This is a genomic window from Solibacillus sp. FSL K6-4121 (genome assembly GCF_038002585.1).
Lineage (GTDB): Bacteria > Bacillota > Bacilli > Bacillales_A > Planococcaceae > Solibacillus > Solibacillus faecavium.
Genome location: NZ_JBBOCS010000001.1, coordinates 857,433 through 873,846, shown reverse-complemented (window position 1 = coordinate 873,846; position 16,414 = coordinate 857,433). Strand labels below are relative to the sequence as shown.

Annotated in this window: 6 protein-coding genes and 3 rRNA genes; all 9 read right to left on the bottom strand. The window is 41.0% G+C overall.

The features are described 5' to 3' along the window. The 9 genes from asnB to gyrB all read right to left on the bottom strand — a co-directional run bounded on the left by asnB (position 1) and on the right by gyrB (position 16,356). Positions 1 to 1,827, bottom strand: a complete 1,827-nt coding sequence (gene asnB, locus MHH95_RS04440; RefSeq protein WP_340726570.1) for an asparagine synthase (glutamine-hydrolyzing) — start codon at positions 1,825 to 1,827, stop codon at positions 1 to 3. A 129-nt stretch (positions 1,828 to 1,956) separates the two neighbouring features. Then, a complete protein-coding gene (locus MHH95_RS04435; RefSeq protein WP_340726569.1) occupies positions 1,957 to 3,297 on the bottom strand; it encodes a D-alanyl-D-alanine carboxypeptidase family protein in 1,341 nt (446 codons plus the stop codon). 132 nt (positions 3,298 to 3,429) lie between these two features. Beyond that, entirely contained in the window at positions 3,430 to 4,896 is a 1,467-nt protein-coding gene (gene guaB / locus MHH95_RS04430) for an IMP dehydrogenase (RefSeq protein ID WP_340726568.1), read from the bottom strand. A 360-nt stretch (positions 4,897 to 5,256) separates the two neighbouring features. Next, positions 5,257 to 5,372 (bottom strand): 5S ribosomal RNA (gene rrf, locus MHH95_RS04425). Positions 5,373 to 5,454: 82 nt separating this feature from the next. Continuing rightward, a 23S ribosomal RNA gene (locus MHH95_RS04420) occupies positions 5,455 to 8,383 on the bottom strand. Positions 8,384 to 8,613: 230 nt separating this feature from the next. Next, a 16S ribosomal RNA gene (locus MHH95_RS04415) occupies positions 8,614 to 10,168 on the bottom strand. The 16S, 23S and 5S rRNA genes sit together here, the layout of an rRNA operon. Positions 10,169 to 10,615: 447 nt before the next feature. Then, a complete protein-coding gene (locus MHH95_RS04410; RefSeq protein ID WP_340726567.1) occupies positions 10,616 to 11,710 on the bottom strand; it encodes an HD-GYP domain-containing protein in 1,095 nt (364 codons plus the stop codon). Between the two features lie 190 nt (positions 11,711 to 11,900). Next, positions 11,901 to 14,402 (bottom strand): DNA gyrase subunit A, encoded by a 2,502-nt coding sequence (gene gyrA, locus MHH95_RS04405; protein ID WP_340726566.1) that lies wholly within the window; start codon positions 14,400 to 14,402, stop codon positions 11,901 to 11,903. Positions 14,403 to 14,430: 28 nt separating this feature from the next. Next, complete coding sequence (gyrB, locus tag MHH95_RS04400) at positions 14,431 to 16,356, bottom strand: DNA topoisomerase (ATP-hydrolyzing) subunit B (protein WP_340726565.1); 1,926 nt, start codon at positions 16,354 to 16,356, stop codon at positions 14,431 to 14,433. Between the last annotated feature and the right edge of the window lie 58 nt (positions 16,357 to 16,414).

Below are 16,414 nucleotides of genomic sequence, written 5' to 3'. Positions count from 1 at the left end.
TTATGTTGAAATAATATCAATTCGGTAATGTTCTACCCAATCATGCACTTGAATTAAGTAGGCAATTAATTGTGGACCGGCCATTAACTGACCAAACCATGGAATCTGAAATGACTGACCATTTGTAGCGAGGAGACGCTTTAATTGATCATGCTCGAACAACTCATATAATACTGAATCCTTCTGTTGCAAAATTTGCTGTAAACGTTGATGCACAAGTTCAGTATATTTTGGATGATATGTTTTTGGGTATGGATTTTTTTTACGCTCCACTACTTCTTTCGGTAAAAGAGAGGAGAAAGCCTCCCGTAAAATCCCCTTTTCTTTGCCACCACTGTTTTTCATTTCCCATGGAATATTCCATACGTATTCTATAATCGTATGATCAGCAAACGGAACACGCACCTCCATACTCGCTCCCATTGTCATTCGATCATTTCTTTCCAACAAGGTTTGCATAAAGAATAAATTATTTAAATAAAATAATTGCTGGCGTTCTTTTTCCTCTTTACTACCTATAAATTGAGGCATATTCTTGATTGCTTCTTCATAAGTATTTTGCATAAACTGAGGCAACTGTAGCCGTTTTTGCCATTCTGGTTTAAATAGCTGTTCCCGCTCATTTGTTGATCTTAACCATGGAAACAGACTTTCTGATTTTTCACCATAAAACCATGGATACCCACCAAATACTTCATCTGCACACTCGCCTGATAAAGCTACCGTATGTTCATTTTTCATCTCTTTACAGAACAAATAAAGCGAACTATCAATATCGGCCATACTCGGCATATCTTTCAATATCATGGCATGCTGTAAGCTTTCAACCAAATCTTGCTGGGTAAGAGTAACTTGCTTATGATTGGTTTGAAATGCTTGTTGCATCTTCCCAATCCAAAATTCATCCTGAGATGTTTGAAATGAGTTCTGCTGAAAGTGTTGGTCATTTTCTTCATACGCTACAGAATATGTCGATAATGTTTTATTTTCTTTAGCAAGTTGTTCAGCTGCTACTGCCGTTATAATACTTGAATCTAGCCCTCCCGAAAGCATTGTACTAATAGGTACATCACTTATTAGTTGGCGTTCAATTGCCTTCGTTACAAGTTCCCGTACTTTATCTATTGTTTCTTCCTCTGAATGTTCATGTTGTTTACTTACTATATCCCAATATTTCCAGCTCTTTTTGCCCTCTTTACGAACAGTCATGGCATATGCCGGTTTTATTTCTTTAATTCCTTTAAATATGGCATTACCGACTATTCGAGAAGGTCCTAAACTAAATAACGCCGCCAGCCCTTCTATATCGACTTGCGGCTTTACTGCAGGGTGTGCCAAGATTCCTTTAATTTCAGAGCTAAATAATATGCCATCTTCATATTCATAGTAAAATAATGGCTTAACTCCTAAACGGTCACGACATAAGAATAAAGATTGCTCCTCTGCATCCCATATAGCAAAACCATATATCCCATTCAAATAGTCCACACATCCCTCTTTCCATTCACAATACGCAATTAAAATAACTTCCGTATCGGATGTGGTATGGAATGTATAGCCTCGTTTAATGAGCTGTTCACGAATTTCATTGGCATTATAAACTTCTCCATTGTAAACAATCGTAAAATTCCCTCTAGTCATTGGTTGGTCACCTGTGACTAAGTCAATAATTGCGAGCCTTTTATGTCCTAGTAAGGCATGCTTGCTCACAAAATACCCCTCACTATCCGGACCACGATGTAAAAGCGTTCTCGTCATCTTCTTTATAAGTAATTCATTATCTACCAGATTTTTCGAGTAATCAATCCAGCCTGAAATCCCACACATAATTATCCCTCCATAACAACAATGTATGTATGGCATGCTCTATCTACAAATTGTCCCATTCGAAAATTCTGTTTTTGTATAAAAAAAAGCCTTTCTATAAGATTTTTCTTATAAAAAGGCATCACATATTTATTTAATTAATCCATTCGCAAAACCAAATACACCGCTCCATAAATTAGCAAAGAAGCTTCCAATACCCTGGAAGAACAGTGCTACTTTTCCTGCACGTTCTACAGCATCCGTTGTTACCACTTCTGCTACAATTTTAGAGCCGTCAATATAGCCATAATCCATTCCTTGTGAAATATTAACCACAGCTTGACCTACTACTTGGTTCTTCTCAACACCAGCTTCCAGTTCTTCTGTTGTTAACATTAGTGTCGGAACATATAAATCTTTTTCAGACGTTTTTACCATCACTGAAACAGGTTCTTTTACCGCTATATTTACAGCTTCTTCTTTCCCTTTTGTTACAGGAAGTGATTTCTTTCCTTCAAATGTATAATTTGCTGGAACAAGTTCTACTTTTGAAAATTGACCAAATCCATAATCAAATAGCTTCCTTGTTGCATCAAAACGCGCCTTATAAGAGCCTACACCTTTTGAATCTACAGCCTTCATTACTACTGCAATTAAACGTGTATCCCCACGTTTTGCTGTACCCGTAAACGTATGACCCGCAAAATCAGTAGTACCAGTTTTTAAACCGTCTACTCCTTCATATGCATAGACAAGACCTGGAAGCATGAAATTCCAGTTTGACATGTTAATTGCATCCGAAGTTCCTTCACGGAAGACTTTTTTCGGGATTTTTGCTGTTTCTAGCATATCAGGATGATCCTTCAGCAAATGATACGCTAACTTTGCCACAGAACGGGCTGGCATCACATTTTCATCATTTTCCCCTGTACCTTCTGGGTGCATCCCCAATAAATCAGAGTTATTTAACCCCGTAGAGTTTACAAATTTATAATTTTCCAAACCAAGTTCTTCTGCTTTTTTATTCATAAGCTTTAAAAATTCTTTTTCTGTCCCTGCAATTGTTTCAGCAATTGCAATTGTTGCTGCATTGGCAGAATAAATAGCCATCGCTTCATATAATTCTTTAATTGAATACGTACCATCCGCACGCAAAGGTACATTACTTAATAAACGGTTTTGAGAAACTTTATATGTATACTCTGTTACATTATATTGTTGATCCCAAGTAATCGATCCTTCTTTAATTGCATCTAGTAATAAGTATTCCGTCATCATTTTCGTCATACTTGCAATACCTAATGCAGTTTCTGCATTTTGCTCATATAAAATCTTACCAGTATCTGCATCAATTAATATCGCTGCATCTACCGTTAATCCTAAATCCGTCTCTGCATTTGTTGGAGCAGGTACGGCCATCGCCAACATACTGAATATTAACACTGGAATTAAGACGAAGCTTAATACCATTTGCTTACTTACTATCTTCACAAAGCTACCTCCAAAATTTTTATTCTCTAACGCCATTTTATCATACATAAGTAGTCTAATGTGTGCTCTTCTTAATAAAAAAACGCTACTATCTCAATTTGACGATAGTAGCGTTTAAAAGTTGCCTAGTACTTATTGTAAAGAATAGTTTGGTGATTCTTTTGTAATTTGTACATCATGTGGGTGTGACTCACGTAAGCCTGCACCTGACATTTTAATGAATTGTGATTTTTCTCGTAAATCTGCTAAATCCGGAGCACCACAGTAACCCATTCCAGCACGTACACCACCAACTAACTGGTGAATTGTATCTGCTAGAGGCCCTTTATAAGGTAGACGTCCTTCAATTCCCTCAGGAACTAACTTCTTCGCATCTTCTTGGAAGTAACGGTCTTTTGAACCTTTTTCCATTGCACCAAGTGAACCCATACCGCGATATACTTTAAAGCGACGTCCTTGGAAAATTTCTGTTTCTCCCGGAGATTCAGAAGTCCCCGCCAATAATGAACCTAACATGACAGTATGACCACCTGCAGCTAAAGCTTTTACGATATCTCCTGAATACTTAATACCACCATCAGCAATAATCGTTTTACCAACTTCACGTGCTACTGAAGCAGCATCATAAATAGCTGTAATTTGAGGTACACCAACGCCTGCCACAACACGAGTAGTACAAATAGAACCAGGACCAATTCCCACTTTTACAACATCTGCTCCTGCCTCAAATAAAGCACGTGTACCTTCAGCTGTTGCTACATTACCTGCAATGATGTCTAAATTCGGATATGCGGCACGGATATCTTTAATAGTATTTAATACACCTTGTGAATGACCGTGTGCTGTATCAATTACTACAATATCAACCTGTGCTTCCACTAGCTTAGCAATGCGTACCATTGTATCTTTAGAAACACCTACTGCGGCACCTACAACTAAACGTCCATGGCTGTCTTTAGCTGCATTAGGGAATTCAATCACCTTTTCGATATCTTTAATCGTAATTAAACCTGTAAGTTTTCCATCTTCATCTACAATAGGTAACTTTTCGATTTTATATTGTTGAAGAATTTCTTCGGCCTCTGCTAAAGTTGTCCCAACAGCTGCCGTAATTAAATCCTCTTTTGTCATAACATCATCAATTTTTAATGAATAATCAGAGATAAAACGTAGGTCACGGTTTGTAATAATCCCAACTAACTTTTGATCTTCCATGTTGTTCACAATAGGAACACCTGAAATGCGGTATTTGCCCATTAAATGTTCTGCATCGAATACTTGGTGCTCAGGTGTTAAGAAAAAGGGATTAGTAATAACACCATTTTCAGAGCGTTTTACTTTTTCTACTTCTTCTGCTTGCTTTTCAATACTCATGTTCTTATGAATAATACCAAGTCCACCTTGACGAGCCATTGCAATTGCCATTTTTGCTTCTGTTACAGTATCCATACCGGCAGAAATCATTGGAATGTTTAACTTAATATTATTAGTAAGATTTACAGATAAATTAACATCCTTTGGTAATACTTCTGAGTGTGCTGGCACTAATAATACATCATCAAATGTTAAACCTTCTTTAGCAAATTTTGTTTCCCACATTTTTAAGTATGCCTCCTATTTAGAAAAGAATATTATTGTAAGGTTATCAACGTCGACCACGACTGTCAAGATTACAAGAAAAATAAAATAATTCGGAATATTACCTCAGTTGATTATTTTAATAATTTTTACCGTTTTATTATAATTTTATTTTTACTTCTGCTTTATCTTTTCCTTTAATAAACTTTTTATAATATAATTCTTTACTTCAAATATTAGCTATAACGACCTTTATAAGGGTCTATTTATTTGTAATATACCTTTATTTAGTAAAAAGAATTTTAGACTTCTGAAAAGTGAGATCTTTATTGAATATTTTTATACAAAAAAACCACTGAAAAATTCAGTGGTTTTAAAAGTGCGAAGCGACGTCCTACTCTCACAGGGGGAAGCCCCCAACTACCATCGGCGCTAAAGAGCTTAACTTCCGTGTTCGGTATGGGAACGGGTGTGACCTCTTTGCCATCATCACTTCACTATAGGGCTTCTTACGAAACCTGTAGAAAGAATCATTCTTTCAAAACTGGATAAACGTTTCATTGAGTTGTGCAATAAAATGTGGTTAAGTCCTCGACCGATTAGTATTCGTCAGCTACATGCGTCACCGCACTTCCACCTCGAACCTATCTACCTGATCGTCTTTCAGGGGTCTTACTTACTTGCGTAATGGGAAATCTCATCTTGAGGGGGGCTTCATGCTTAGATGCTTTCAGCACTTATCCCGTCCACACATAGCTACCCAGCGATGCCTTTGGCAAGACAACTGGTACACCAGCGGTGTGTCCATCCCGGTCCTCTCGTACTAAGGACAGCTCCTCTCAAATTTCCTACGCCCACGACGGATAGGGACCGAACTGTCTCACGACGTTCTGAACCCAGCTCGCGTACCGCTTTAATGGGCGAACAGCCCAACCCTTGGGACCGACTACAGCCCCAGGATGCGATGAGCCGACATCGAGGTGCCAAACCTCCCCGTCGATGTGGACTCTTGGGGGAGATAAGCCTGTTATCCCCGGGGTAGCTTTTATCCGTTGAGCGATGGCCCTTCCATGCGGAACCACCGGATCACTAAGCCCGTCTTTCGACCCTGCTCGACTTGTAGGTCTCGCAGTCAAGCTCCCTTATGCCTTTACACTCTTCGAATGATTTCCAACCATTCTGAGGGAACCTTTGGGCGCCTCCGTTACTCTTTAGGAGGCGACCGCCCCAGTCAAACTGTCCGCCTGACACTGTCTCCTACCCCGCTAAGGGGCATGGGTTAGAAGTTCAATACAACCAGGGTAGTATCCCACCGACGCCTCCTCCGAAGCTGGCGCTCCGGGATCTCTGGCTCCTACCTATCCTGTACAAGTTGTACCAAAATTCAATATCAGGCTACAGTAAAGCTCCACGGGGTCTTTCCGTCCTGTCGCGGGTAACCTGCATCTTCACAGGTACTATAATTTCACCGAGTCTCTCGTTGAGACAGTGCCCAGATCGTTACGCCTTTCGTGCGGGTCGGAACTTACCCGACAAGGAATTTCGCTACCTTAGGACCGTTATAGTTACGGCCGCCGTTTACTGGGGCTTCAATTCACAGCTTCGCTTGCGCTAACCGCTCCTCTTAACCTTCCAGCACCGGGCAGGCGTCAGCCCCTATACGTCACCTTACGGTTTTGCAGAGACCTGTGTTTTTGCTAAACAGTCGCCTGGGCCTATTCACTGCGGCTTCTCTAGGCTATGCACCCAAAGAAGCACCCCTTCTCCCGAAGTTACGGGGTCATTTTGCCGAGTTCCTTAACGAGAGTTCTCTCGCACACCTTAGGATTCTCTCCTCGACTACCTGTGTCGGTTTGCGGTACGGGCACCTCTCACCTCGATAGAGGCTTTTCTTGGCAGTGTGAAATCAGGAACTTCGCTCATAAGAGCTCGTCATCACAGCTCAACGTTAAAGTATGCGGATTTGCCTACATACACGCCTTACTGCTTGAACACGCGCAACCAACGGCGTGCTTACCCTATCCTACTGCGTCCCCCCATTTCTCAAACGGTGAGGAGGTGGTACAGGAATATCAACCTGTTGTCCATCGCCTACGCCTATCGGCCTCGGCTTAGGTCCCGACTAACCCTGAGCGGACGAGCCTTCCTCAGGAAACCTTAGTCATACGGTGCATGGGATTCTCACCCATGTTTCGCTACTCATACCGGCATTCTCACTTCTAATCGCTCCACCAGTCCTTCCGGTCTGACTTCAACGCTATTAGAACGCTCTCCTACCACGCATACTCAAAGTATGCATCCACAGCTTCGGTGAATCGTTTAGCCCCGATACATTTTCGGCGCAGCGTCACTCGACCAGTGAGCTATTACGCACTCTTTAAATGATGGCTGCTTCTAAGCCAACATCCTGGTTGTCTAAGCAACGCCACATCCTTTTCCACTTAACGATTACTTGGGGACCTTAGCTGGTGGTCTGGGCTGTTTCCCTCTTGACTACGGATCTTATCACTCGCAGTCTGACTCCCGTGTATAAATATCCGGCATTCGGAGTTTGTCTGAATTCGGTAAAGCGAGATGCCCCCCTAGTCCAAACAGTGCTCTACCTCCGGTATTCTCAATCACGAGGCTAGCCCTAAAGCTATTTCGGAGAGAACCAGCTATCTCCAGGTTCGATTGGAATTTCTCCGCTACCCACACCTCATCCCCGCACTTTTCAACGTGCGTGGGTTCGGGCCTCCAGTGAGTGTTACCTCACCTTCACCCTGGACATGGGTAGATCACCTGGTTTCGGGTCTACGACCACGTACTAATTCGCCCTATTCAGACTCGCTTTCGCTGCGGCTCCGTCTTCTCAACTTAACCTCGCACGTAATCGTAACTCGCCGGTTCATTCTACAAAAGGCACGCTATCACCCATTAACGGGCTCTAACTACTTGTAGGCACACGGTTTCAGGATCTATTTCACTCCCCTTCCGGGGTGCTTTTCACCTTTCCCTCACGGTACTGGTTCACTATCGGTCACTAGGTAGTATTTAGCCTTGGGAGATGGTCCTCCCGGATTCCGACGGAATTTCACGTGTTCCGCCGTACTCAGGATACACTCTGGAGGGAATGAACTTTTGACTACAGGGCTTTTACCTTGTTTCGCGGACCTTTCCAAGTCGCTTCGTCTAACTCATTCTTTTGTAACTCCGTATAGAGTGTCCTACAACCCCAAAGAGCAAGCTCTTTGGTTTGGGCTCTTCCCGTTTCGCTCGCCGCTACTCAGGGAATCGAATTTTCTTTCTGTTCCTGCAGGTACTTAGATGTTTCAGTTCCCTGCGTCTGTCCTCATCACGCTATGTATTCACGTGTAGATACTATCCGATTAAAGATAGTGGGTTCCCCCATTCGGAAATCCCCGGATCAAAGCTTACTTACAGCTCCCCGAGGCATATCGGTGTTAGTGCCGTCCTTCATCGACTCCTAGTGCCAAGGCATCCACCGTGCGCCCTTATTAACTTAACCAAAAGTTAACACTTGGATAAAATCCAAGATTTAAGTTTACACGTCAATTGCTTGACTTGTTACATTTCTATAAAATAGAAATTTGTTTTATTGCTTTCAATGTCGTTTTATCCAGTTTTCAAAGAACGAAGTTTTGAAGTATCTCATTCAATTAAGAATGAACCTTCAAAACTGAACAGCAAACGTTAATGTTTCATTCTCCATGAGAATGATTCCGAAATAATCCTTAGAAAGGAGGTGATCCAGCCGCACCTTCCGATACGGCTACCTTGTTACGACTTCACCCCAATCATCTATCCCACCTTCGGCGGCTGGCTCCATAAAGGTTACCTCACCGACTTCGGGTGTTACAAACTCTCGTGGTGTGACGGGCGGTGTGTACAAGGCCCGGGAACGTATTCACCGCGGCATGCTGATCCGCGATTACTAGCGATTCCGGCTTCATGTAGGCGAGTTGCAGCCTACAATCCGAACTGAGAACGATTTTATCGGATTAGCTCCCCCTCGCGGGTTGGCAACCGTTTGTATCGTCCATTGTAGCACGTGTGTAGCCCAGGTCATAAGGGGCATGATGATTTGACGTCATCCCCACCTTCCTCCGGTTTATCACCGGCAGTCTCCTTAGAGTGCCCAACTGAATGATGGCAACTAAGAATAAGGGTTGCGCTCGTTGCGGGACTTAACCCAACATCTCACGACACGAGCTGACGACAACCATGCACCACCTGTCACCGTTGCCCCCGAAGGGGAAACTATGTCTCCATAGTGGTCACCGGGATGTCAAGACCTGGTAAGGTTCTTCGCGTTGCTTCGAATTAAACCACATGCTCCACCGCTTGTGCGGGCCCCCGTCAATTCCTTTGAGTTTCAGTCTTGCGACCGTACTCCCCAGGCGGAGTGCTTAATGCGTTAGCTGCAGCACTGAGGGGCGGAAACCCCCCAACACTTAGCACTCATCGTTTACGGCGTGGACTACCAGGGTATCTAATCCTGTTTGCTCCCCACGCTTTCGCGCCTCAGTGTCAGTTACAGACCAGACAGTCGCCTTCGCCACTGGTGTTCCTCCAAATCTCTACGCATTTCACCGCTACACTTGGAATTCCACTATCCTCTTCTGCACTCAAGTTCCCCAGTTTCCAATGACCCTCCCCGGTTGAGCCGGGGGCTTTCACATCAGACTTAAGGAACCACCTGCGCGCGCTTTACGCCCAATAATTCCGGACAACGCTTGCCACCTACGTATTACCGCGGCTGCTGGCACGTAGTTAGCCGTGGCTTTCTAACAAGGTACCGTCAAGGTAGCGCCAGTTACTACGCTACTTGTTCTTCCCTTGCAACAGAGTTTTACGAACCGAAATCCTTCTTCACTCACGCGGCGTTGCTCCATCAGACTTTCGTCCATTGTGGAAGATTCCCTACTGCTGCCTCCCGTAGGAGTCTGGGCCGTGTCTCAGTCCCAGTGTGGCCGATCACCCTCTCAGGTCGGCTACGCATCGTTGCCTTGGTGAGCCGTTACCTCACCAACTAGCTAATGCGCCGCGGGTCCATCTTATAGTGACAGCCGAAACCGTCTTTCAACTTTCAAACATGTGTTTAAAAGTATTATTCGGTATTAGCCCCGGTTTCCCGGAGTTATCCCAATCTATAAGGTAGGTTACCCACGTGTTACTCACCCGTCCGCCGCTAAATCAGAGAGAAGCAAGCTTCTCTCATCATCCGCTCGACTTGCATGTATTAGGCACGCCGCCAGCGTTCGTCCTGAGCCAGGATCAAACTCTCCATAAAAGTAGTTTGAAAGCTCATTTGCTTTGCTAGCGATTCAACTTAATTAAAAGTTAAAATCTATTGTTTGCTTCATTTAAGAAGCTTGTTTCATTAACGTTGCTTGTTCAGTTTTCAAGGTTCATTGTGTTGTTCAAGTGACAACTTTTATATCATAACATTTCTCTAAGTTGCTTGTCAACAACTTTTTGAAATTTTTTTGAAAAAGTGATAACTCGTTTAACAGCTTTTATAATTCTATACTATCTTCCCTCTTAAGTCAACACTTTAATAAATTTTTATAATTTATATTGTTTCCTCTTAAGGACTCTTAATATAATATCATTGTAAAATCCTAGCGTCAATAGTTTATTTGAAAAAAAGTTGTATTTGTTTTTAATATCTTATTTCATATAAAAAGAGCTGTTATCCATTCTATGGATAACAGCTCTCTTCAGAAATAATCTTAATCTAATAATCCTTTGTAATGACACGTGAAATATAGAAGCTTCTATTAGTAGCAAGATCCAGCAACTCTCCCGTACGAGTTAATTTTACTAGCGGGCGTGTAGGAGAATATTTATTGATAAACATTACTTCTCCTAACTCTAAATTAGATAATTCAATTTTTGTGCCAATTGGTAAATCAACGACGATATCAATTAATGCCTGCACAACTTTAATATCAAACTTTCCAAACTCTTCTTCTTTAATCATTTCAATTACCTTAAAAGGAGATTGTTTTGAACGATATACCCGCTCGCTAGTCATCGCATGGAAAACATCTGCCACTGCAATAATTTGTGCAAACGTGGAAATGGAGCCATTACGAATTCCATTCGGATAGCCGCTACCATCTAGTCGCTCGTGATGCTGGAAGATGGCTTCTTTCATTACCTCTTTCATAGCAGGATTATTCTTTACTAACATAAAACTATAAAAAGAGTGTTTTCGTACTTCTTCAAATTCAGAAGATGTTAACGCATTTTTCTTGTCCCGTATACGCGCTGGAATGCGTGACATTCCGCTATCCGCTAACATCCCAGCAATGGCTAGTTGGATAGTATCGCCACGTTCAAAGCCCATTTTTTTTGCTATAGCCGTTGCAATCAATCCCGTAGCAATACAATGATGGTATAAGTAGTCCTTTGGAATTGAGTAGTTATTTATGTTGTATATGTACGAACGGTCTTCTAATACTTTTTCTATTAGTGGAATCATAAAGCCCCGAACTTTTGTAAGATCAATTTTCCCACCAGCTGCCCAATTTAAGAATTCTTTTTTCAATTGGACAATGCCATCATTATAATAGTTTTCAAAACTTATATACTTCGGTAGTGGCACAGTTAAAGGATTCTTTTCAGAATTCGTCTCAATTGACTTGATTTCTTCTATATCGTTATAAATTAAAACTGTTTTTAAATTAAAGAGCTCAATTACACGCAGATGCTCAGATTTCACTTTTGTATCTTTATAGATGATTGGATATTGTGTATTGGCAAATATATCTTCTGCAATTACCTTACCTAATCGTAATTCTTCGGCTCTCATAACTATTGCTTCCAACTTCACAACCCCTTCAGTTCATTAGTATAGGTATTTAGGTTTAATTGAAATTTTTAGATTAGATAATCTAGAATTATAATTATCCCTTACAAATCTTTACTATTACACAGTTTATTATAACGATTGGAGAAAAAATTACAAATAAAAAAAGTAATCTAGATAGTAAAAACCTACTAGATTACTTTTCGATTTACTCTTCTGTTCCAGAAGTTGATTCGCCTTCTAAATCTGATTCTAATTCTAATTCGTCTTCATCAGTATCATCGTCTTTTTTCACACGTGCTACTGTTGCAACAATTTCTTCATCAGCTAGACGAATTAAACGAACACCTTGCGTGCTTCGTCCAATAACAGAAATATCTTTAACATCCATGCGGATTAACATACCGTTAATTGTAATTAACATAATGTCTTCTGAACCATCAACTGCTTTTACCGCACACATCTTACCGTTCTTATCAGTAATTTGCATCGTCTTCAGACCTAAACCACCACGGCTTTGTAAACGGTACTCTGATTCAGGCGTACGTTTACCGTAACCTTTTTCAGTAACAACTAATATTTCCTGACCCGGTTCAATAATTTCCATACCAACTACATAATCGCCATCACGAAGTTTAATACCTCTAACCCCTGCAGCAGTACGCCCCATTGAACGAATATCGTCTTCTTTGAAACGAACTAGCATACCTTCACGAGTACCGATAATAATTTCTTTCGTACCATCTGTTAAATGGACTGAAATTAAATCATCATCTTCACGCAATGTAATAGCAATTAACCCGTTCGTACGAATATTTGCGAATTGGTCTACTGGTGTACGTTTCGTTACACCCGTTTTTGTCGTAAAGATAAAGTATGCATCTTCTTTAAATTCCGTAACGCGAATCATTGCAGTAACATGTTCACCTTTATCGATATTCAGTAAGTTAACAATTGGTAAACCTTTTGCCTGTCTACCGAATTCAGGAATTTCGTATCCTTTTGCACGGAAAACTTTACCTTTTGAAGTAAAGAATAAAATCGTATCATGCGTAGATGTAAATAGTAAATGCTCAACGAAATCATCCTCATTCGTACCCATACCTTGTACACCACGGCCCCCGCGCTTTTGTGAGCGATATGTATTCGCTGCTAAACGTTTAATATAACCGTTATGTGTCAATGTCAGTACTGAGTTTTCTCTTGGGATTAAATCTTCGTCTTCTATCATTTCTAAACCGCCGGCAGTTATTTCTGTACGGCGTGTATCATTGTAACGTTCTTTAATTTCCGTCATTTCTGTACGGATAATTTCAATTACCTTCGCTTCATCTGCTAAAATCGCCTTTAATTCATCAATTAGTTTTAGAAGTTCTTGGTATTCCGCTTCAATTTTTTCACGTTCCAATCCGCTTAAACGTACTAGGCGCATATCTAAAATTGCTTGTGCCTGACGTTCAGATAGATTGAAGCGCTCCATTAATTGAGGTCTTGCTTCTTCCCCACTGCGAGAAGCACGGATAATCGCAATAATTTCATCAATATGATCCAGCGCGATACGTAAGCCTTCTAAAATATGTGCACGTTCTTCTGCTTTTCGAAGTTCGAATGCAGTACGACGTTTAATAACTACTTTTTGATGTTCTAAGTAATGATAGAGCACTTCTTTTAGACCTAATACTTTTGGCTGTCCATCCACTAATGCAAGCATATTTACACCGAAGCTTGATTGCATCGCTGTTTGTTTAAATAAGTTGTTGAGTACCACGTTTGCATTGGCATCACGGCGAACCTCAATAACAATACGCATACCATTACGATCTGATTCATCCCGTAAATTTGTAATACCATCAATTTTTTTATCACGTACTAGCTCAGCAATTTTTTCAATAAGTTTTGCTTTATTCACTTGGTAAGGTAATTCGTGAACTAAAATTGTCTCTTTACCATTTGCAGCTTGTTCAATCTCAACTTTTGCACGAATCGTTAAAGAGCCTCGGCCTGTTTCGTAGGCACGGCGAATTCCTGAACGGCCTAAAAGAATACCGCCTGTCGGGAAATCCGGTCCTGGAATAATTTCCATCAGCTCTTCGGTTGTAATGCTAGGGTTATCCGCTATTGCCAATACCCCATCGATTGTTTCTCCTAATTGATGTGGTGGGATATTTGTCGCCATACCTACAGCGATTCCCGAAGCACCGTTTACTAAAAGGTTTGGATAACGTGCTGGTAATACTAACGGCTCGTTTTCACTACCATCATAGTTCGGACCATAATTAATTGTATCTTTATTGATATCGCGAAGCATTTCCATCGCGATTTTTGACATACGAGATTCTGTGTAACGCATAGCTGCAGCGCCATCACCATCTACCGAACCAAAGTTACCGTGACCATCAACAAGCATGTAACGATAGCTGAAATCCTGTGCCATACGTACCATTGCATCATAGATGGAAGAGTCACCATGTGGATGGAACTTACCCATTACATCCCCAACGATACGAGCACTCTTCTTATATGGTTTATCTGAAGTATTACCTAATTCCTGCATGCCGTACAAAATACGACGGTGTACTGGCTTAAGCCCATCGCGTACATCCGGTAAGGCACGTGAAACGATAACGCTCATCGCATAGCTTAGGAAAGATGATTTAATCTCTGTTGTAATATTTTTTGATTCTATATGTCCATGTTGAATGTCAGACAAAATAAGGACCTCCTTCCAATTGAACTAATTAAATATCCAGGTCTTGTACATAGACTGCATTTTCTTCGATAAAGTCACGACGTGGGCCAACTTCATCACCCATTAATGCATCGAAAATTCTATCGGCTTCAATCGCATCATCCAATTCTACTCGAATTAATGTACGGTGCTCTGGATCCATCGTTGTATCCCATAATTGCGTTGCATTCATTTCTCCTAAACCTTTATAACGTTGTACATTTGGCTTAGGCAATTTTGGTAGACGCTGTAAAATATCTTCTAATTCTTGATCTGAATAGCAGTATTCTACATGTTTCCCTTGTTTCACTTGGTAAAGTGGAGGTTTTGCTGCATAAACATATCCAGCTTCAATTAATGGACGCATGAAACGGAAGAAGAAGGTTAATAATAATACGCGAATATGCGCACCATCGACATCGGCATCCGTCATAATTACGATTTTGTGATAACGTGCTTTTTCTAAATTGAACTCTTCGCCAATACCTGTACCAAATGCAGTAATCATTGCACGAATCTCAGCATTGGATAAAATACGGTCTAAGCGGGCTTTTTCAACGTTTAGAATTTTACCGCGCAATGGCAAAATTGCTTGGAAGTGACGATCACGACCTGATTTTGCAGAACCACCCGCAGAGTCACCCTCAACGATATAAATTTCCGATTCAGCAGGATTTGTAGAAGAACAATCTGATAATTTACCAGGTAAACTTGAAACTTCCAATGCTGATTTACGACGTGTAAATTCACGTGCTTTTTTCGCTGCAACTCGTGCTCGAGCAGCCATTGTCCCTTTTTCAACAACCTGGCGCGCTACTGAAGGATTCTCCAACAGGAAACGTTCAAAGCCTTCTGAGAATAATGAGTTTGTAATTTGACTCACTTCAGAATTCCCTAATTTAGTTTTTGTTTGCCCTTCAAACTGAGGGTCCGGGTGTTTAATCGATACGATAGCTGTTAAACCTTCTCGTACGTCTTCACCTGTAAGGTTAGCATCTGCTTCTTTAATTAAATTTGATTTTCTTGCATAATCATTGATGACACGCGTTAAAGCCGTTTTAAAGCCTGATTCATGCGTACCACCTTCATACGTATTAATGTTATTGGCAAATGACATAATTGTTGAGCTAAAGCCAGCATTATATTGCATAGCAATTTCTACAGAAATGCCTTCTTTTTCTCCAAATACATCAATTGGTACATGGATCGGTTCTTTGTTTACGTTTATGTGCTCAACATATTCGCGAATACCACCTTCAAAGTGGAATGTTTCTGAACGTTCCTGCCCAATTCGTTCGTCGGCAATCGCTATACTAATTCCGCGATTTAAATAGGCCAATTCACGAATACGAGTTGCTAAAATATCGTACTCATATATTGTTGTTTCTTTAAAGATTTCACTATCTGCCTTGAAGCGTGTAGTAGTACCTGTATAATCCGTCTCACCAATAACAGTTAGTTTTTGTACAGTATGGCCGCGCTCAAAAATAATTTCATGAATTTTACCATCGCGATGTACTTGAACAATCGTTTGACTTGATAATGCGTTTACTACAGAAGCACCTACACCATGAAGACCGCCGGATACTTTGTATCCTCCACCGCCGAATTTACCGCCAGCGTGCAAGACTGTCATAATAACTTCAACAGCAGGCATGCCCATTTTTTCCTGAGTATCAACAGGGATACCACGACCATTATCTTCTACACGAATCCAATTGTCTTGTTCAATCGTTACTGTAATATTTGAACAATAACCCGCTAAAGCTTCATCAATACTATTGTCTACAATTTCCCACACTAAATGGTGCAATCCTTTTGAACTTGTTGAACCAATATACATACCAGGACGTTTTCGTACAGCTTCTAATCCTTCTAATACCTGTATTTGATCCGCATCATAAGATTGCTGGACTTTATTATCTTCTAAAGTCACTATTGGTCACCTACTCTTTCATAACTTTCAGTATGCTTCGCTAATATTAACTTTCATG